The 17,618-nt window shown below is 67.0% G+C and carries 18 protein-coding genes; 6 read left to right on the top strand and 12 right to left on the bottom strand.

Annotation, left to right across the window (positions count from 1 at the left end):
• Positions 1–673: 673 nt before the first annotated feature.
• Positions 674–1,753, top strand: coding sequence for a porin (locus H0X90_RS09820; protein WP_006486033.1), 1,080 nt, complete (start codon positions 674–676; stop codon positions 1,751–1,753).
• A gap of 177 nt (positions 1,754–1,930) precedes the next feature.
• On the opposite strand, the gene H0X90_RS09815 is transcribed toward H0X90_RS09820, so the two are convergent.
• Complete coding sequence (locus H0X90_RS09815; RefSeq protein ID WP_006486027.1) at positions 1,931–2,329, bottom strand: GreA/GreB family elongation factor; 399 nt, start codon at positions 2,327–2,329, stop codon at positions 1,931–1,933.
• Between the two features lie 512 nt (positions 2,330–2,841).
• Here H0X90_RS09815 and H0X90_RS09810 point away from each other — a divergent pair.
• Positions 2,842–3,171 (top strand): DUF4148 domain-containing protein, encoded by a 330-nt coding sequence (locus H0X90_RS09810; protein ID WP_006486030.1) that lies wholly within the window; start codon positions 2,842–2,844, stop codon positions 3,169–3,171.
• A gap of 158 nt (positions 3,172–3,329) precedes the next feature.
• Here the strand turns inward: H0X90_RS09810 and H0X90_RS09805 are convergent, their stop codons facing one another.
• Positions 3,330–3,791, bottom strand: a complete 462-nt coding sequence (locus tag H0X90_RS09805; RefSeq protein ID WP_006486040.1) for a CBS domain-containing protein — start codon at positions 3,789–3,791, stop codon at positions 3,330–3,332.
• Between the two features lie 177 nt (positions 3,792–3,968).
• Here H0X90_RS09805 and ribA point away from each other — a divergent pair, with 177 nt between their 5' ends.
• Positions 3,969–4,619, top strand: coding sequence for a GTP cyclohydrolase II (gene ribA / locus H0X90_RS09800; protein WP_006480964.1), 651 nt, complete (start codon positions 3,969–3,971; stop codon positions 4,617–4,619).
• 281 nt (positions 4,620–4,900) lie between these two features.
• Here ribA and H0X90_RS09795 read toward each other — a convergent pair whose 3' ends face one another.
• Entirely contained in the window at positions 4,901–5,287 is a 387-nt protein-coding gene (locus H0X90_RS09795; RefSeq protein ID WP_006496915.1) for a VOC family protein, read from the bottom strand.
• Positions 5,288–5,587: 300 nt separating this feature from the next.
• Here H0X90_RS09795 and H0X90_RS35730 point away from each other — a divergent pair, with 300 nt between their 5' ends.
• Entirely contained in the window at positions 5,588–5,878 is a 291-nt protein-coding gene (locus H0X90_RS35730; protein ID WP_058903259.1) for a hypothetical protein, read from the top strand.
• A gap of 204 nt (positions 5,879–6,082) precedes the next feature.
• Here the strand turns inward: H0X90_RS35730 and H0X90_RS09785 are convergent, their stop codons facing one another.
• The 3 genes from H0X90_RS09785 to H0X90_RS09775 all read right to left on the bottom strand — a co-directional run bounded on the left by H0X90_RS09785 (position 6,083) and on the right by H0X90_RS09775 (position 8,162).
• On the bottom strand, positions 6,083–6,847 hold the full coding sequence (locus tag H0X90_RS09785) for a hypothetical protein (RefSeq protein WP_006496917.1): 765 nt from the start codon (positions 6,845–6,847) through the stop codon (positions 6,083–6,085).
• A gap of 52 nt (positions 6,848–6,899) precedes the next feature.
• The gene (locus H0X90_RS09780; RefSeq protein WP_077189341.1) at positions 6,900–7,508 is read right to left on the bottom strand and encodes an acyl-homoserine-lactone synthase; all 609 of its coding nucleotides are present in this window, start codon (positions 7,506–7,508) and stop codon (positions 6,900–6,902) included.
• A gap of 210 nt (positions 7,509–7,718) precedes the next feature.
• Complete coding sequence (locus tag H0X90_RS09775) at positions 7,719–8,162, bottom strand: DUF4902 domain-containing protein (RefSeq protein ID WP_012493405.1); 444 nt, start codon at positions 8,160–8,162, stop codon at positions 7,719–7,721.
• 73 nt (positions 8,163–8,235) lie between these two features.
• Between H0X90_RS09775 and H0X90_RS09770 the strand changes: the two genes are divergently transcribed.
• A complete protein-coding gene (locus H0X90_RS09770; RefSeq protein ID WP_006496918.1) occupies positions 8,236–8,955 on the top strand; it encodes an autoinducer binding domain-containing protein in 720 nt (239 codons plus the stop codon).
• Between the two features lie 48 nt (positions 8,956–9,003).
• On the opposite strand, the gene H0X90_RS09765 is transcribed toward H0X90_RS09770, so the two are convergent.
• The 6 genes from H0X90_RS09765 to H0X90_RS09740 all read right to left on the bottom strand — a co-directional run bounded on the left by H0X90_RS09765 (position 9,004) and on the right by H0X90_RS09740 (position 16,200).
• A complete protein-coding gene (locus H0X90_RS09765) occupies positions 9,004–9,711 on the bottom strand; it encodes an MgtC/SapB family protein (RefSeq protein ID WP_006483946.1) in 708 nt (235 codons plus the stop codon).
• Between the two features lie 305 nt (positions 9,712–10,016).
• On the bottom strand, positions 10,017–11,561 hold the full coding sequence (locus H0X90_RS09760; protein ID WP_006496920.1) for a TolC family protein: 1,545 nt from the start codon (positions 11,559–11,561) through the stop codon (positions 10,017–10,019).
• Positions 11,548–13,596, bottom strand: coding sequence for an FUSC family protein (locus H0X90_RS09755; RefSeq protein WP_077189342.1), 2,049 nt, complete (start codon positions 13,594–13,596; stop codon positions 11,548–11,550). Before H0X90_RS09755 ends, H0X90_RS09760 begins: the two co-directional genes overlap by 14 nt.
• On the bottom strand, positions 13,577–14,626 hold the full coding sequence (gene mdtN, locus H0X90_RS09750) for a multidrug transporter subunit MdtN (RefSeq protein ID WP_077189343.1): 1,050 nt from the start codon (positions 14,624–14,626) through the stop codon (positions 13,577–13,579). Before mdtN ends, H0X90_RS09755 begins: the two co-directional genes overlap by 20 nt.
• Complete coding sequence (locus tag H0X90_RS09745; protein WP_077189344.1) at positions 14,623–14,916, bottom strand: hypothetical protein; 294 nt, start codon at positions 14,914–14,916, stop codon at positions 14,623–14,625. Before H0X90_RS09745 ends, mdtN begins: the two co-directional genes overlap by 4 nt.
• Before the next feature lie 381 nt (positions 14,917–15,297).
• Positions 15,298–16,200, bottom strand: coding sequence for a LysR substrate-binding domain-containing protein (locus H0X90_RS09740; RefSeq protein ID WP_006489897.1), 903 nt, complete (start codon positions 16,198–16,200; stop codon positions 15,298–15,300).
• A gap of 187 nt (positions 16,201–16,387) precedes the next feature.
• Between H0X90_RS09740 and H0X90_RS09735 the strand changes: the two genes are divergently transcribed.
• Positions 16,388–17,533: a metallophosphoesterase gene (locus tag H0X90_RS09735; protein WP_006489901.1), complete on the top strand. Its 1,146-nt coding sequence runs from the start codon at positions 16,388–16,390 to the stop codon at positions 17,531–17,533.
• Positions 17,534–17,618: the final 85 nt, after the last annotated feature.

The raw sequence follows: 17,618 nt of genomic DNA, 5'->3' as shown, positions 1-17,618 counted from the left end.
GGGCTGGGCCGAGGCGGCGCGCAGCCAGCCGGTGCCGACGAAGGCGGCAGTCAATCCGATGGCGCGCAGCAACGAGCGTCGATTCATGGCGGTTCCTGTTCGGTATTCGAGGCCGCCTTACATTAGCCTGCCGGCCCACGCGCCGGGTTACGCGGGCGGTTAAGGCTGTTACCGCGTGTCACGGCGGGGGCGAGCCGCCTGTTTTGCTTTCCGATGGCTGACGGATCTTGCCGTGGCGCAGGCGCTGCTCCCTGTTTAGGGGCGACGCGGACGTTTTAGATGCGGGATGGCCAATATTTGAGATTGAATCGGGTAAAAATTACCGTTTTCGGGGTGCCGAACCGAATCCGCTTGTTGTTTCTATGCAACCGTCAAGACGATGACATGAAAGAATGATGCGATGAAAGCCTCCAAAAAGCCCTCGTCAAGAAGTCAAAAATAGACGTTAAAACAAATACTTATGACGCGGCCCCACTTTCATTATTTCTAGTTCTGGAAAAGCTTATTTCTTTATTTGCGGATCGCTCCCCTAGGGTACACCCCTAAACTCACGGTTCCCAAACGGGCAACTATCCGGGCGCCGCCAGCAGGACCGATGGCGCTCCCGGGCGGTTGCAGACCGTTTATGAACAAGGTCGCGAGACCTGCCTCTTTTTAGAAGGGAGCTCCACGAATGAACAAGACTCTGATCGTTGCAGCAGCTGCAGCATCGTTCGCTACCGTCGCTCACGCGCAAAGCAGCGTCACGCTGTACGGCGTGCTGGACGCAGGCATCACCTACCAAAGCAACGTCGCCAGCAAGTCGCTGTGGTCGATGGGCTCGGGTATCGACCAGAGCCGTTTCGGCCTGCGTGGTTCGGAAGACCTCGGTGGCGGCCTGAAGGCAATCTTCACGTTGGAAAGCGGCTTCAACATCGGTAACGGCCGTCTGGGCAACAACGGTGGCATGTTCAACCGTCAAGCATTCGTCGGCCTGTCGAGCCAGTACGGCACGGTCACGCTGGGTAAGCAATACGACGCAACGCAAGACTACCTGGCGCCGCTGACGGCAACGGGTTCGTGGGGCGGCACGTACTTCGCTCACCCGCTGAACAACGACCGCCTGAGCACGAACGGTGATGTCGCGCTGAACAACTCGATCAAGTACACGAGCGCTAACTACGCTGGCCTGCAATTCGGCGGCACGTACTCGTTCTCGAACAACCAGAACTTCGGCAACAACCGTGCATACAGCGGCGGCCTGTCGTACCAGTTCCAAGGCCTGAAGCTGGGTGCAGCATACTCGCAAGCAAACCTGGGTGACGGTACCAACGCCAACGGCGCGACGAACATCGCTGCACAAGGCCGTGTCCGTACGTACGGTGCTGCTGCTGGCTACGCATTCGGCCCGGCACAAGTCGGCGCTGCATGGACGCAATCGCGTATCGACAACCGCGCTGCAGGCGTTCCGTCGCTGCGCGCTGACAACTACGAAGTCAACGCAAAGTACAACCTGACGCCGGCTCTCGGCCTGGGTGCTGCTTACACGTACACGAACGCGAAGGTTGATGGTTCGAGCGCACACTGGAACCAGTTCGGTCTGCAAGCTGACTACGCACTGTCGAAGCGCACGGACGTCTACGCACAAGCTGTGTACCAACGTGCTTCGAAGAACGCTGGCGGCGCGTCGATCTACAACGGCGACCTGTCGACGGCTCCGAGCTCGTCGATCAACCAAACCGCAGCAACGGTTGGTCTGCGTCACCGCTTCTAAGCGTGACGGGCGGGGTAACCCGCTTCGCAGCATCAAAAAAGGCGCCTTCGGGCGCCTTTTTTTCGTCTGTTGAACACGATGGCGGCAATCCGGATCGTCCGAATGCAAAAAAGCGAGGCCGGTGCCTCGCTTTTTCCGTTTTGCGCCCGTATCGCGCGGCGCTGGTCGACCGGCGGCTCAGCGCGTGTATTCGCCGTTGGCTTCCGGCTGGAACACGATCGCGGCGACCTTCATCAGCTTTTCGGCGCCGCTCGGCTGCATCACCTTGACCATCTGGCCGCGTTGCGTGCCCAGCAGCGCCATGCCGACGGGCGAGAAGACGTTCAGGCGGCCGAGTTCGAGGTTGGCGGCGTCCGGATAAACGATCGTCCAGGTGGCCTGTTCCTGGGTCGCTTCGTCGAGCAGCGTGATCTGCGAGTTCATCGTGACGACGTTTGCCTTGATGGCGTCGGGCTGAACGATATCGGCGCGTTCGAGCAGCGTGTCGAGCATCGTCTGGAAGCGCGGATTGTGCTCGGCGTGCTTTTCGAGGCGAGCGACGTCGAGTTCGGTCAGCTGGTAAAGGCGTTGTTTCATGGCAGTTCTCCAAATGATCGGCAGGGGCAGGCGTGGCGTGCCTATGAGGATCGCCCGGAGCCTGTCTAACCTGGCTCCGGGTGGAGACCGAGCGGTCAGATCGGGCGCCGGGCAGGGGCGAGCGGCGCCTGGGCCGTGCGTCGAGCGAGGGGGTGTGCCGGCTGGCCGGCACGCGCGCGCACGCCGGCCGGGCCGGACGGCGAAACCGAAAGGGGCGTGAGCGCGTACATGGTGGATGGAATATCGACTGGCGAATAGAACCTTACGATTCTACAACACAACCTTCCGGACAGGTGATCCGGCTGTTGGCCTTTCGTCAGCGATTGTTGTGTAGATGAAGCAAGTTGCAACGACCCTGTCTGGAAACAGTGTGCGATTTTTTCCAAAAATGCAACGCTGTATATTCAAACTAAGGGTTTCCCCTTGGAATGGCGCGCACTACACTGAATTCAATCGCTTCAGACAGTCCTGCCGAGGCGACGTCAAAAGAGAACATATTCCGGAGGTAAATCATGAAGTCGATCATCTACGCAGCTATCGCCGCATCCGTCCTTGCCGCTCCGATTGCATCGTTCGCGCAGTCCGAGCAGGGATTGACCCGCGCTCAGGTCAAGGCCGAACTCGTGCAACTCGAGCAGAACGGCTACAAGCCGCTGGCGAGCGATTCGCAATATCCGAGCAACATTCAGGCCGCCGAGCAGCGTATCCAGCCGAACCAGCCGATGCTCGCGCAAGCCGACACGAGCGGTTACGGTGCCGTGGCCACGGGGGCCGCGCAAGCCGGCCGTCGCGTGACGCGGGAAGCGCCGAATCCGGTGAACTCGGTCTACTTCGGTAACTGATTGAACGTCCCCGGTCCTGCCCGAGCGCACCGCTGAATTGACGAGACGCGCGCCCGTTGCGCGCGTCGTTCGCCCGCAGGAGCAGAACCTCCGTCGCCGCATGCCGGCGGCTTTCCGCCCAGACGCTGACGCGTTTGGGCCTTTTTTGCTGGGCCGGATCAGGCGGACGTGACGGTGGGCGTGCCGTGGATATAGTGTTCGAGCTGGCTGATCGTGAACTGCTGATCAGCGATCACGCTCTTCACGAGGTCGCCGATCGAGATGAGACCGACCAGCTTGCCGCCGTCGAGCACGGGCAGGTGGCGCATCCGGTGCTCGGTCATCAGCGCCATGCACTCGTCGGTGGATTGTGACGGTTCGACGTAGCGCACCTTTGCCGTCATGATTTCCTCGACGCGGGTGGCTTTCGACGAGCGGTCCTGCAGGACGACCTTGCGCGCGTAGTCGCGCTCGGTGACGATGCCCGCGATGTCGTCGCCGTCGACGACCAGCAGCGCGCCAATGCCCTTTTCGGCCATCAGCTTGATGGCGTCGTAGACGAAGTCGCTCTTCGTGACGGTGTAGATGGTGCGGCCCGAATCCGGCTTGGCCTTGAGAATTTGCGCGACAGTCGTGCTCATTCGCTTTCTCCGTGTGCAGGTCGATGCAGGGCAGGCGGGGCGTGATGCGCGTCACCCGGTGAGCCCAGTATAGCCGGGCGGGCGGCGGCAGTCGCGTGACGTTTCCAGATTAGCGGTAAACTCCCGTCACGCACCATCCACACAACTCCTACATTCCTGAACGTTTCGATTGAATTCATGATGTCTTCGCGTCCCCAATCGCCCACGCCGGGCAATGGCCAGGCCGACGAGTGCGTGACGCTCGTCGCCACGGCGTCGCTGCCTACGCGCTACGGTACGTTCACGTCATACGCGTTTCGCGTATCGGGCAGCGATGCCGAACATCTCGCGCTCGTGATGGGCGACGTGACGGGCGAGCAGTCCGTGCTGACCCGGCTGCATTCCGAATGCCTGACCGGTGACGTGTTTGGCTCGTACCGCTGCGACTGCGGCGAGCAACTCGATCTCGCATTGCGTTACATCGCGGCCGAAGACCGCGGCGTGCTGCTGTATCTGCGCGGCCATGAAGGCCGCGGCATCGGCCTGAGCAACAAGATCCGCGCGTATGCGTTGCAGGAGCAGGGGCGCGACACCGTCGAGGCGAACCTCGATCTCGGCCTGCCCGACGACGCCCGCGAGTACGACTCGGCCGCTGCGATCCTGCGCATCCTCGGTGTGACGTCGGTGCGGCTGATGAGCAACAATCCGAAGAAATTCGACACGCTCGTGAAGCATGGCATTCCCGTCTGCGAGCGCGTGGCGCTTGCGGTGCCCGTGCGCGAGGAAAACGAGCGTTATATCCGCACGAAGCAGACGAAGTTCGGGCATTACTTCGAGGAAAACGAGTAACCCGAGCGGGCGGCGCTAGCGCTCGTTTCTCGTCAGCAATTCTTCCGATCGTCGCTGGTACTAGCGACGATCGCGACTTCCTTCCCCTCATGCGTTCCAGTGCCGCGCTTGTGGCGTCATCTGCATTGAGTCCACAGTCGTCCTTCCGTACCCCCGTAACGATCACGCCATCGAATCGATATCGAACGTCTGACGCTGCATCGTTGGCGACCGGCGAGTGCGGATGTGCTACCACCGGCGGCAACCACCCCGCCGTGTAACGGCTCACGCACGTCAGCCCATCAGCGCCACGTACCGTTCTGCAACACGATCCGGTAACCGTCTGCATCCTCGAAGGTCTGGCCGGAAATTTCCCAGTACGGATTGAGCGACGTCACGGGCATGAAGCCGTGTGCGGTCGCGCGCTCACAGGCGGCTTCCCATTCCGGCCGATCGGGCAGGTAGAACACGATCAAATCCTCGGGCGTCGGCGATGGTGCGATCGGATGGTCGGGGCAGTGTGTGAACTCGAAGTGATAGTCGAGGCCTTCGCGGCCGAGCATTACGCCGGAAAAGCCGTCGTGATCGTCGAAGCGCGCCAGTACCGACAGATCGAGGCCGTCGCGATACATGCGTTCGGTGCGGGCGAGGTTGTTGACCGGGCGGGCAATGCGCAGATGGGCGTGCAAGATGACCTCGACGGGAAGTGGCTGGCCGGCCAATGATAAGCCGGCCGATCGCGATTGGGCGAGGCGAGCGGATCGTGTTTCGGGCGATACTGGCTGTATCGAACGATATCGATTCGGCCCGGCCAAACGAATCGAATTGTGCTGAGCCTCGTCTCGCGAAAGAAAACATGATGCATTTCGATCGAGTGTGCGCACTCCGCATCGCAGCGGCTACCCATCAACAAGACCTTCGCATTCATGCGATCGGCGGCGCTTGCCGCACGACGTGCGCGCACGCGCATGCCGGTAGGGAACTGACGAATGGGTAAGCCCGATCTGCGCCGGCCGGTTGCCGGACCTTACCGCCAGTCGCGATGGGCAGCCGGGCTGGAGGCCGCGTTCGGATGGGTGGCAAAGGGGACGTTGGTGCTGGCCGGTCTGGCGATGGTCGCGTTGGCGGCGCTGACGGGCGACGTCGGCGCCCTGACGGACCTGCCGTCGACCAGAAAGGGCTGGTTGTACCTGCTGCTGATCCTGGTCGTCACGGTCGCGCTGATATTTGCGGTGCGTTACTACTGGCTACGCCCGGCCACCTTGGGTCCGGCGGGCTAGTCGCGCGCAGGAGGTGATGTGGCCCCGCAAACTGTTCAGGCAATAAAAAAGCCCGCTGCTGGAGCGGGCTGAATCCATGTTTGGAGACATGGAGGAGACAGACGTAAATTTAAGGGAAAACCCGGACGTTTGCAAGCGCTCGTTGTATCTGCACAACTTGCCGCCGCGCAACCCGCCTGGTGGCGGCCCGCGGCACGGCCGCATTCACATGCCGCCGGCCCGCGCATGCGCGGCAAACGCGCCAAACCGCTCTTGCGCGACGGGCAGCGCGTATTTGCTGCGCATCTCCGTCTCGATCCATGCACATGCCTCGCGCGCGCAGTCGGTCAATGCGTGTCGCGTCGCATGCCCGTCGATGTCGTAGACGAAACGCACGCCGACCTCGTCATCGTCAACCTGTCGTTCGAGCTGATTGAGCTGCAGTTGCGGCCCGTGCTGTTGCGACAACGCGCGCAGTTCATCGAAGTGATATTCGAGCCAGTCCGCGAAGAACAGCGCGTCGCTGTGGCAGGGCAGGCGGAAAGCCGCGCTGCGCGACGGGCGCGCCGCCGTTTCGCCGGCCGCCGCGTGCGGTTCGCCGTCGATGGGAGCGGGCAGATCGACCGGCGCGAGCGGGTGCCGAATTCGCCGGTACGGCTCGCGATCGCGCAACGCGTGCCACAGCAATTCGTCGCCGGCGGCGCCGGACGGCTGCATCGTCAGGTCGTGGCGGCCGTCGCCGGTCGCGGCGATGTCGCGGATCACGAGGCGCAGCGAGCACAGCGGCTCGTCCGCGACCAGCAGGGTTGCCGGGCGCGGCAGCCCGCACACGAGCGGTGCGGCGCCGGCGGCACGAAACACGAGCCCGCGGCGGTCGAGCCGCACGAGCGGCAACGGCCTGGGAAACGACGGATAGGCGACCGTGACGCGGGCGCCGCTGGCGCTCGTCAACCCGGGCATCATCGCGCGAAAGACCTGAGACTGGTCCACGTTGGTTCTCCTTCGTTACGATGCCGCCCCGGACGGAAACGCGCGTTCCGGCTCAGGCGGCGATAGCTTGCCGGGCGGATTGCCCCGGCTCGATTCCTAGCGCAGCAAACGTTTGCGGATCGATGTCGATCCAGCACGCGACCACCAGACGCCCATCCACCTGCTTCGGCGGGCCTGCGCGGTGCGCGTGTATGCCGATCCGGCGGAACAGCCGCTCCATGCTCGCGAACGTCACGCCGATCAACTGCCGCGCCCCGAGCTGCGCCGCGCATTCGACGACGGCCGCGAGCATCGGCCGCACGGCCCATTCGGCGTTGCCCGGGCCGCCTTCGTCGTCGGTCGCCGCGAATCGCGACAATTCCCAGACGGCGGCCGATTGCGGCAGCGGCATGTCCTCGGCGACCAGGTCGGCGAACAGCGACTTCAGCAGATACGGGCGCGTCGTCGGCAGCAGGCGCGCACATCCGCACATGTCGCCGTCGGCGTTTCGCGCGAACACGTAGACGGTATCGTCGCGATCGAACTGGTCACGCTCGAAACTTTCGTTCGCCGACGGGAGCGCCCAACCGAGCTGCTCGACGAACACGCGGCGCCGATAGCGCCCGAGATCCGCCGCGAGTTCGTGTGGCAACCGCCCTTCCTCGTGAACGAAGGTCTGCATGGATGTCCTCGGATCTGTGCTTTTGTATGCGTGCATTACAGCGCGCGGCACGAGGAGCCTGTAACTGGTAACTCTTACAGGGTGACGGCGTAAAGACGCCATTCGGGACGTGGTAACGGTTTCTTGATCAACGGGATTGAAAACCGCGCCGCTTTTGCTTATAAAGAGCGCCAGTCTTGCAAAATCGTCAGAGGAATGCGCGGCCGGTTGTCACTGGAGCGTCGGACCGGCATGATAGGCGTCGTTGTGCCCGAGCAGGGCCGACGCGACCGCGGCGGGCCAGTCGAGGGCGGCGAGCCGTGCGGCGAGCGCGGCGGCCGTGCGCAACATGCCGATGTCGGCGCCCTTGGCGTCGATGGCCATCACGTTGCTGCGAACGTCGCCGCCCGCGATCACGAACGTGCCCGTCGCGCGTTCGAGGTACCAGTCCCAGCCGACCGTCACGTAGGCGACGCCGGCACCGGCCGTGCGATGCCATTCGGTATAGCCGGCGAGGCGGGCGTCGATCGCGTTGTCACGCAGTTCGGCCAGCAGCGACGGATCGAGGCCGCTCGCGACATGGTCGAGCACGAGTGCGGCCAGTGCGCCTTCTGACAGGCGTACGTAGCCGTCCGGGGACGGGCCGGGGACAGGGTGCAGCAAGGGTGAAGTCATGCGCGGAATGTATCAGCCTCGAACGGGTACTGAAACCTGACAAGTATGACAGCGTGACGTTGTCGGAGAAAGAATGGAACTGCGCTGGCAGGATGCCTACCAACAATTCAGCGCCGCGGAGGACGAGCAGCAGCTCTTCCAGCGGATCGCCGCCTATTCCAAGCGGCTCGGATTCGAATACTGCTGTTACGGCATTCGCGTACCGCTGCCCGTTTCGAAGCCGGCCGTCGCCATCTTCGATACCTATCCGGACGGCTGGATGGCGCACTACCAGGCGCAGAACTACATCGAGATCGATTCGACGGTTCGTGACGGCGCGCTCAGCACCAACATGATCGTGTGGCCGGACGTCGACCGGATCGACCCGTGCCCGCTGTGGCAGGACGCGCGCGATTTCGGATTGTCGGTGGGCGTCGCGCAGTCGAGCTGGGCGGCGCGCGGCGCGTTCGGGCTGCTGAGCATCGCCCGCCATGCCGACCGGCTGACGCCGGCCGAGATCAACATGCTGACGCTGCAGACCAACTGGCTCGCAAACCTGTCGCATTCGCTGATGAGCCGCTTCATGGTGCCGAAGTTGTCGCCGGCGGCGGGCGTCACGCTGACCGCGCGCGAGCGCGAGGTGCTGTGCTGGACGGCCGAGGGCAAGACCGCGTGCGAAATCGGCCAGATCCTCAGCATCTCGGAGCGGACGGTCAACTTCCACGTGAACAACATCCTCGAGAAGCTCGGCGCGACCAACAAGGTCCAGGCGGTCGTCAAGGCGATCTCGGCCGGGCTCATCGAAGCACCCTGACGCAACGCAACGCGACGGCGGCGCCGGATGCGGCGGCCGCCACGCGGCTCACTCCATCATCGGCTCCGCTTCCTTCGCGGTCCAGCTCACGCTGGAAATGCTTTTCTCCATGCTCATCCGGCTCGCGATCTGCTCGAGCTTCTGCTGATCCTTCGGATGCAGCTTCAGCGTCGCGGTCACCTTCAGCCGGTCCGGCTGGTCGGGCACGTCCTCGCTCGTGAGGCTCTGGAACGACAGCGGCTTCGCATACATCGCGTTCGACAGCAGCGTGCGGATGTGCACTTCGTCGGCGGCGAGGCAAATCACGGTGATCTGGTATTCGCGCACGAGGTCGGCGTTCGAGACGGGCGTCGCGTTGATGGCCTGGCTGACGCCGCGCAGTACCGTATTGGTGAGCAGCACGACACCCGTGCCGGCGAGCGCGGGCACGTAGTGACCGGAGCCGGCCAGCACGCCGACGGCGGCCGAGCACCACAGCGTCGCGGCCGTGTTGATGCCCTGGATCGAACCCTTGTCGCGCATGATCACGCCGCCGCCGAGAAAGCCGACGCCCGACACGACGTACGCGGCGATCTGCGTGACGCCCGCGACGCCGTTGCCGGTCAGCACGCCGAGCGTGACGAACAGGCATGCGCCGCTCGCGACGAGCGTGATGGTGCGCAGGCCGGCCGTGCGCTGGCGCATCTGGCGCTCGAGGCCGATGGCGACGCCGCAGGCGAACGCGGTGAAAAGACGGAGTGCGAAATCGAAAGTCATGGTTGTCCTGCCGTGCAAGAAGCGCATGCCGGCGCGCGTCGCCGCGGCGCAAGGCCGAACGCGACGCGGCGATAGCCGTCATCGCGCGGTACTGTACCGCGCGAATGCGTCATTCAGTGTGAAACGGGATGAGCGTGCGGCTCGCGGAACGCGAGCCGTGGCAGGAGAACTGCGGCGGACAGGCGTTCAGGCGGCAAGCGGCGCACGCAACGGAGTGCTGCAACTGTCCACGATGGTTCCTGAAGGAAGAATGGGCGGCATTCTAGTGGGCGGCGCGCGCCTGCGTCAACCGCCTGGCGGCGGCGCTACTGCGCCGCGCCGATCGTGCCCGTCGCGAGCGCGAGCGCGGCGGCGGCCGACAATGCGCCGGCATAGCTGTCGACTTCCGCGTTGCGCGCGGCGAGCAACTGGCTTTGCGCGATCGTCGCGTCGGTGACCGAGCCGACGCCGTTCCGGTACGCGGTCAGCGCCGCGTCGTAGCTGGTTTGCGCGGCATCGACGAGCGCCTTCGCGGCGTCGTGCGACGCCAGGCTCGTCTGCACCGCGTTCTGCGCGGCGACGACCTGGCGCACCGCTTCCTCCTTGGTCCGCGTGAGGCGCGCGGACGCGCTTTGCGCGTCGTTGCGCGCCTGCATCAGCACGGCCGAGCGCAGGCCGCCGTCGTACAGCGGAATCGTCACGCCGAGGAACACGCCGCCGCCGTAGCGGCTGCCGTTCAGGTTGACGGTCGGCGCCTGGTCGCCGATCGCGGGCAGCGCGGAGATGGCCGTGCCGCCGCTCGCATACGACGTCGACGCGGACAGGAAGATCTTCGGCATGAACGCGGCTTCCGCGGCCTTGATCTTCGCGCGATTGGCCTTTTCGACCGCGAACGCGCCCTGCAGGTCGGGCCGGCGTGCGATCGCGTCCGACACGATCGCGTCGACCGACGAGCCGAGCGCGGGCGGCAGCGGCCGCTTCGGCAGCGCGGCGATCGTCGGCTTCGACAGCGGCGAGATGCCGAGCGCGGAGACGAGCGCGAGGTAGCCGTCGCTCTCGGCGCCGTTCGCCTGCACGAGCGCGAGGTTCGCCTGCGCGCGGTTCTGCGTCGCCTGCGCGAGCTCGACGACCGTGCCGACGCCGTGCTTGAGCCGCGCGCGGGACGCCGCGAGGATCGCGTCCGCGTTCGCGAGGCCCTGTTGCGCGCTCAGCGCGCGCGAGCGGGCGGCTTCGTAGCGGTAGTACGAGACGGTCACGTCGTGGATCACCTGCTGGTGCACGGCCGTGAACGCGACGTTCGACGCGATCGACGCCTGTTCGGCCGCTTCGACGCGCGCCGCGCGGCCGCCGAAATCGAACAGCAGCCATTGCAGCGACAGCGCCGAAATCGTGCCGTGCACGGTGGTGTTGCTCGACGAATCGCCGAGGATCGTCGACGTCGAGCCGTGGTTCGCCTGGTACGCGCCCATTGCCGTCGCGGACAGGCGCGGCAGATAGGCGGACTTGGCGAGGCCGACCGCGAGCGCCGCGTTGCGCGCGTCGTTCCAGGCGATGCGGGTCAGCGGGTTCGCCGATTCGGCGAGATCGATCAGCTCGGGCAGCGTGTACGCGTGCGCGGCATCGAGCGCGGCCGGCGCCGACACCGACGCGAGCGCCGGCGACGCAGGCAGCGTGTAGTCGTGCGCACCTTGCGTGGATGCGCGCGGTGGCGCCGCCACGATGTCGCCCGCGGCCGACGTTTGCGGCTGCCACGGGCGGTCGGGCGCCGCCGGCGCCAGATCGATCGACGACGTCGCGCAGCCGGCCAGCGCGACGGCGGTCGCGAGCGCGGCGGCGGCGATCGAGGCGGCCGGTGGTTCAGGTACGCGCATGAGGGGCAGGCTCCTTCGGTGTGGCTTGACGGGCGGCGTCGGCGATCCGCGCGAGCCGCGTGTCGATCAGGTTCAGCAGCGCGTCGCGCGCGGGGTCGGCGGGGGCGGCGGCGCTCGACGGTGGCGCCGGGGCAGGCGTGCGGGGCGTCGTTTCGTCGTCGCCCGGGGCAGTGACGCGCGAGAGTTGCGCGCCGATCGCCGCGTCGCCCGGCTTGCGTTCGGCGAGCAGGAACAGCGGGCCTTCGAGCGCGCCGAGTTCCGCGAGCGCGCGTCGCCGCGTGGCCAGCCACGTCGCGGCCGGCCGCACCCACGACGGTTCGTAGTGGATCAGGCCGAGCTCCTGCGAGATCGCGCCGTGACGGGCGAACGCGTCGGCGGCCAGCGCGCGCCGTTCGGCCGGCTGCGCGATCTGCGTCACGCACCGCCACTGGTCGAGCAGCGCCGCGAGCGCCGTGTCGATCTGCTTGCCGATGCTGACCGGCCAGATGCGCGTGAACACGAGATACACGACCACGTTGCCGAGCAGGATGCCGATCGTGCGATCGCGCGCGAGCGTCAGGTCGAAGCCGGGGCCCGCGCCCTGGATCACGCACAGGAAGAACGCGAACGCGACCTGGAAGCCCGCGTACGCGATGCGCGGCGATCCGAACGCGACCCACGCGGACAGCCACGCGCCGACGAAGACGAGCGCCATCAGTTCGCCGATCGACGACAGCGACGGGACGACGAACACGAGCGCGGCGGTGCCGATCAGCGCGCCGACGATGCAGCCGGCGATGCGCAGCGTGAGCTTCTCGACCGTTTCGGCCGTCGAGCCGAGCGACACCATGTAGCAGGTGATGAAGCAGGTATGGATGCCCGACCAGTCGAGTTGCGAGTACAGCAGGTAGCAGAACATCGCCGCGACCGTCGTCTTCAGCGCATAGCGGATATGGTCGGGATTGGTGCGCGCGTCCGGCAGGAAGAAGCCGCCGCGCGGCGCGGGAGGTGCCGCGGGTGCGGCCGGTTGGCCGGCGGCGCGCGCGTCGGCGGTATCGGCCGGCGCGGCCGCCGTGTCGATCGCGGGCGGTTCCGCGAACCGCGTGATCGCGGCGTGCAGGTCCGTCGCGACGACGCGTGCGAGCGGCGGCAGCGCATCGGCGGCTGGCAGCGCGAGCGTCACGTCGACCGGATAGCCGCCCCGTTCGAGGATCGCGGCCATCTCGTCGAGCGTCGTCGCGATCGGCGTGACGAATGCGTCGGGCAGTCGCGCCTGCGGTTCGCGATCCGCGAGCGCCACCGCCACGAGCAGTGCGGTGCTCGACGCGACGGCCTGCCGCAACGCGACGACATCCGCGCCCGACGACGAGCCTTCGAGCTTCGACAGCTTGAGCCACGTGAGCAATGGCTTGTCGCCTTCGCGCAGGCTGGTATCGAACCCGGCGCGCGCGTCGTCGTCGCCGCGCAGCCGCCGCGCGGCGAGCCGCAGCCGCTTCGCGAGCTGCGCGTGCGCGAGCTTGCGCGGCGACGGCGCGATCAGCAGGTTGACGACGATCGCGACGCCGACCGGGATCGCGACCATCAGCCAGGCATAGAGCAGCGCGCGCGTCGCGGCTTCGCCGACCGGCGCGAGGCCCAGCTGGTCGAGCCCGAAACCGACGATCATCGCGAGGATCGCGCCGACGGGGCGCAGCTTGCTGGCGGACGTCAGGTAGAGCAGCCCGACCGACAGCACGGCCATGCACGCGACGCGCAGCACCGAATACTCGATGCTGAAGATCGCGACGCCGATCACGAGCGCGATCACGATCGTGACGAGCAACAGCATCGCGACCGCGAGCACGGCGCTCGTCACGCGATCGGCGCGGTTCAGGAAGAACACGACGTACGCGGAAATCGCGGCTTCGGGCGTGCCGTACCCGCTCGTCACGAGCACGACGAGCGCGCAGATCAGCGCGACGCGCACGGCCATGGCCGCGCGTCCCGGAAACGGCGCGAGCAACCGCAGGACTTCGCGCGGGCCCGGCGAGCGGACGTCAGCGGCAGGCCGAGCCATGCCGGACCTCGACGATCGCGCTCGCGCCGACACGCACGAGCTTGCCGTCGGGTTCGTCGAGCTTCACGCGCACCGGGAAGCGCTGCGCGACGTGCACCCAGTTCACCGAGCGCTGCACGATCGGCAGCGAGCGCGGCAGGTTGATGCGGTCGCTGTCCGCGATGCCGGCGCCGATGCCGACGACCTTGCCGGTCATCGGGCGGCCGCGGTCGATCATCGAATAGACGGTCGCGCAGTCGCCGACCGCGATGCGGTTCAGCGACGTCTCGCGGAAATTGCCGACCGCGAACCATTCGCTCGCGTCGATCAGCGTGAAGATCGACTGGTTCGGCGCGAGGGTTTCGCCGGGAAGCACGCTCAGGCCCGTCACGAGCCCGTCGTGCGGCGCGCGCACGACCGTATCGTCGAGCGCATGCTGCGCGCGGGCCAGCGCGGCTTCGCGCGCATGCAGCGTCGCGATCGCGTCGGCGTCGTCGCCGATCGTCTGCGCGGACGCGCGCTGCTGCTCCTGCGCCTGCGCGAGCGACACGGCCGCGTCGCGCTGGCGCACCTTCGCCTGATCGAACTGCTGTGCGCTGACGTAGCCCTGCGCGGCGAGCGGCGCGAGCCGGTTCACGTCGCGCGTCGCGAGATCGTGGTTCTGCGTCGCGCGCTTGACCTGCTCGGCGGCGACGGACGCATTCGAGCGCTCGCCGATCAGCGAACGGCGGCGCGTGTCGAGCGACGCGCGCGCGAGTTCGAGATCGGCCTGCGCCTGCGCGACGGTCAGCCGGTACGGCACGGGATCGATCACGTACAGCAGGTCGCCTTTCGCGACGCGCTGGTTTTCATGCACGGCGAGCTGCACGATGCGGCCGCCGACCGGCGACGCGACGTGCACGACGTCGGCGTCGATCGACGCGTCGTCGGTGGACGGGTAGGCCGTCGTGCGGTGGTACGCGTACGCGAGCGCCGCGATGCCGAGCGCGACGATCGCGAGCGCGATCATGCGGCCTTTGACGGAGGGGCGGGCGATGCCGGCGGCCTTCATGCGAACGGCCCCGTGCCGGTGAGCCAGACGACCACGGCGACCACGAGCCCGATCGCGGTGCAGACGGCGAGCTGGTAAGGCACCGTCGCGGCCCACCCGGTCGCGACGAACACGCGGTGCGCGACGATCGCGCCGACGATGCCGACGATCGCGCTGACGAGCCACAGCGGGAAGTACGCGCCGAACAGCACGTAGGACGGTGCGCCGCGCGATGCGCAGCCCGCGAGCGGCAGGGCGGGCGCCAGGACGGCGGCGATGCGCAGGGGCGCGCGCGGCGTTGTTTTTCTCATGGGGTGACGAGCTCGACGTTGGGGGTGGATGCCGGGCGCGGCGCAATGCGGATCGTCGCGACCGGCCGGGCCGCGACGACGATTCCAGGATACGGAGCCGATCATAAATCAGCGCGATGCGGACCGCCAGCGATCCGGCACGCGTTTGCGGCATGGGCCGAGGCCGGCGGTGGCCGCGCCGTCGGTCATGCCGGACGGTCCGGCCGCGCGTGTCGGCAGCGACGGCCGGAACGCCGCGATTTTGCCAGCCCAAGCTCGCGTAGGGTTGCTAACGGACTGTAAAGGATCGTCAGACGACATCACGCAGCGGAATTTGCGATGCCGACGCAGCGGAATCGGCGCGTAACACGCCGATTGCCCGTCGAACGCATGCGAATCCGCTCAGTCGGGCTGACCGCGCGCGTCCTCGACGAGCAGGTCGACGAGATCGCGCGCGAAGCGCGGCAGCGCATCGAGATCGGCGACGCAGATCTGCAACTGGCGCTCGGCCCAGTCGTCTTCGAGCGCGACGAGACGCAGCGCCATCGTCTTCGCATGACGGCGCGCGGTGCCTTCGGGCAGCACGCCGACGCCGACGTTCGCCTCGATCATCCGGCACGCGGTCTCGAAGTTGCTGACCTGGATGCGCCAGCGCAGCGTGCGCTGCACGTCGGCGGCCGCGCGTTTCAGGAACGCGTGGATCGCGCTCGCTTCGGGCAGGCCGATGAAGTCGTGGTCGAGCGTCGCGACGAACGGCGTCGATGCCAGGCCGGCGAGCGGATGCCCGAGCGCGGTCGCGAGCACGAGGCGGTCGCGCCGGTACGGCATCGCCTGCAGCCCGTCGGTGCGCACGTCGCCGGCGACGATGCCGATGTCGATCATGCCTTCCTGCACCGCGCGCACGATGTCGGGACTCAGCCGCTCCTGCATGTCGATCGTCACGTCCGGATGGTCGACGAGATAGTGGCGCAGCACGCCCGGCAGGAACTCGCTCATCGCCGTGGTGTTCGCGAACACGCGCACGTGGCCTTTCACGCCCGATGCATATTCCTGCAGGTCGCCGGTCAACTGCTCGAGCTGGCGCAGCACGCGGCGCGCATGCGCGAGCAGCGTCTCGCCCGGCGCGGTCAGCGTGACGCCCTGGCTCGTGCGGCTCAGCAGCTTCACGCCGACCTGTTCCTCGAGGTGCTTGATGCGCGTGCTGGCGGCCGGCACCGACAGGTGCGCGCGTTCGGCGCCGCGCGTCAGGCTGTTCGCTTCCGCGATGTGCGTGAAAAGTTTGAGGTCGACGAGATCGAAGCGCATGGATCTGGCAGCGGGAGGATGGCCGATTATCGCGCGAAGCCGCACGGCGCGGCACCGTGAGGCGCGACCCGTCGTCGCGACCGGGATCTGTGTACCATCGTGCGTAGGGCGCGACGCGCCGCACCGGGCATCGCGGCCCGTGCGACGCAGGTCGTGGAAGCGGTCGTGCAACGAAGGTGAACGTTTCATGCGAAGTTTCTTTGTCCGGTTCATTGCAATCGGCGTGCTGTTCCATCTGTATGTCGGGATGCGCATCATTCCCGATGCGTTCGCGTCGCCGCTCGCACGGACGATCGCGGCGCTCGTGCTGGCGAGTTTCGTCGTGTTGATCCCGGTCGGCATGTTCTCGCGCCGCTTCGACGAAGGCTGGGCCGCGACGCTGGTCGGCTGGGCCGGCGCGCTCGCGATGGGCTTCTTCTCGTCGCTGCTGGTGCTGACGTTCGTGCGCGACATCGTGCTGCTCGGCGTGCTCGCGTGGCGCCATCTCGGACATGACGGCGCATGGAGCGGCGCCGCGCCCGACACGGCGCTCGGCGTGCTGGCGGCCGCGGTGCTCGTGACCGCGATCGGGTTCGTCGGCGCGCGCCGCACGGCGGCGGTCAAGCGCGTGTCGATTCCGATTGCCGGGCTGCCGGCCGCGCTGGACGGGCTGACGATCGTGCAACTGTCCGACATTCACGTCGGGCCGACGATCAAGCGGCCTTATATCGAACGGATCGTGCGCGCGGTCAATGCGCTCGACGCCGACCTGGTGGCCGTGACGGGCGATGTGGTGGACGGCTCCGTCAAGCGCCTGCGCGAACACACGGCGCCGCTCGGCCAGATGCGCTCGCGGCACGGCACCTTCCTCGTGACGGGCAACCACGAGTACTACGCAGGCGCGCATGCGTGGATCGACGAATTTCGCCGTATCGGGCTGACGGTGCTGCTGAACGAACACGTGCTGATCGAGCGCGGCGGCGCGCGCGCGGTGCTGGCGGGCGTGACCGACTTCACGGCGGGGGGCTTCGATCCCGCGCATCGCAGCGACCCCGCGCAGGCGCTGGCGGGTGCGCCGCGCGACGTCGGCACGAAGATCCTGCTCGCGCACCAGCCGCGCAGCGCGGAGGCGGCGAACCGCGCGGGCTTTACCGTGCAGTTGTCGGGGCACACGCATGGCGGCCAGTTCCTGCCGTGGCCGCCGTTCGTACGGTTGCAGCAGCCGGTGATCGGCGGGCTGAACCGCTTCGGCGACATGTGGCTGTATACGAGCCGCGGCACGGGCTACTGGGGGCCGCCGAACCGCTTCGGCGTGCCGTCCGAGATCACGCTGATCCGGCTGACGCGCGGCTAGCGGAGGGCCGCGAGGCGAGACGCGTGCACCGCGGGGCGCGGCCGCGTTCTTTTCTTTCCACGTCGAATGACGGCGCATGGCGGCG

This window comes from Burkholderia sp. 9775_39 (assembly GCF_015712225.1).
Classification (GTDB): domain Bacteria; phylum Pseudomonadota; class Gammaproteobacteria; order Burkholderiales; family Burkholderiaceae; genus Burkholderia; species Burkholderia cenocepacia.
The sequence above is the reverse complement of the archived record's forward strand: the minus strand, read 5'-3'. Positions and strand labels throughout refer to the sequence as shown.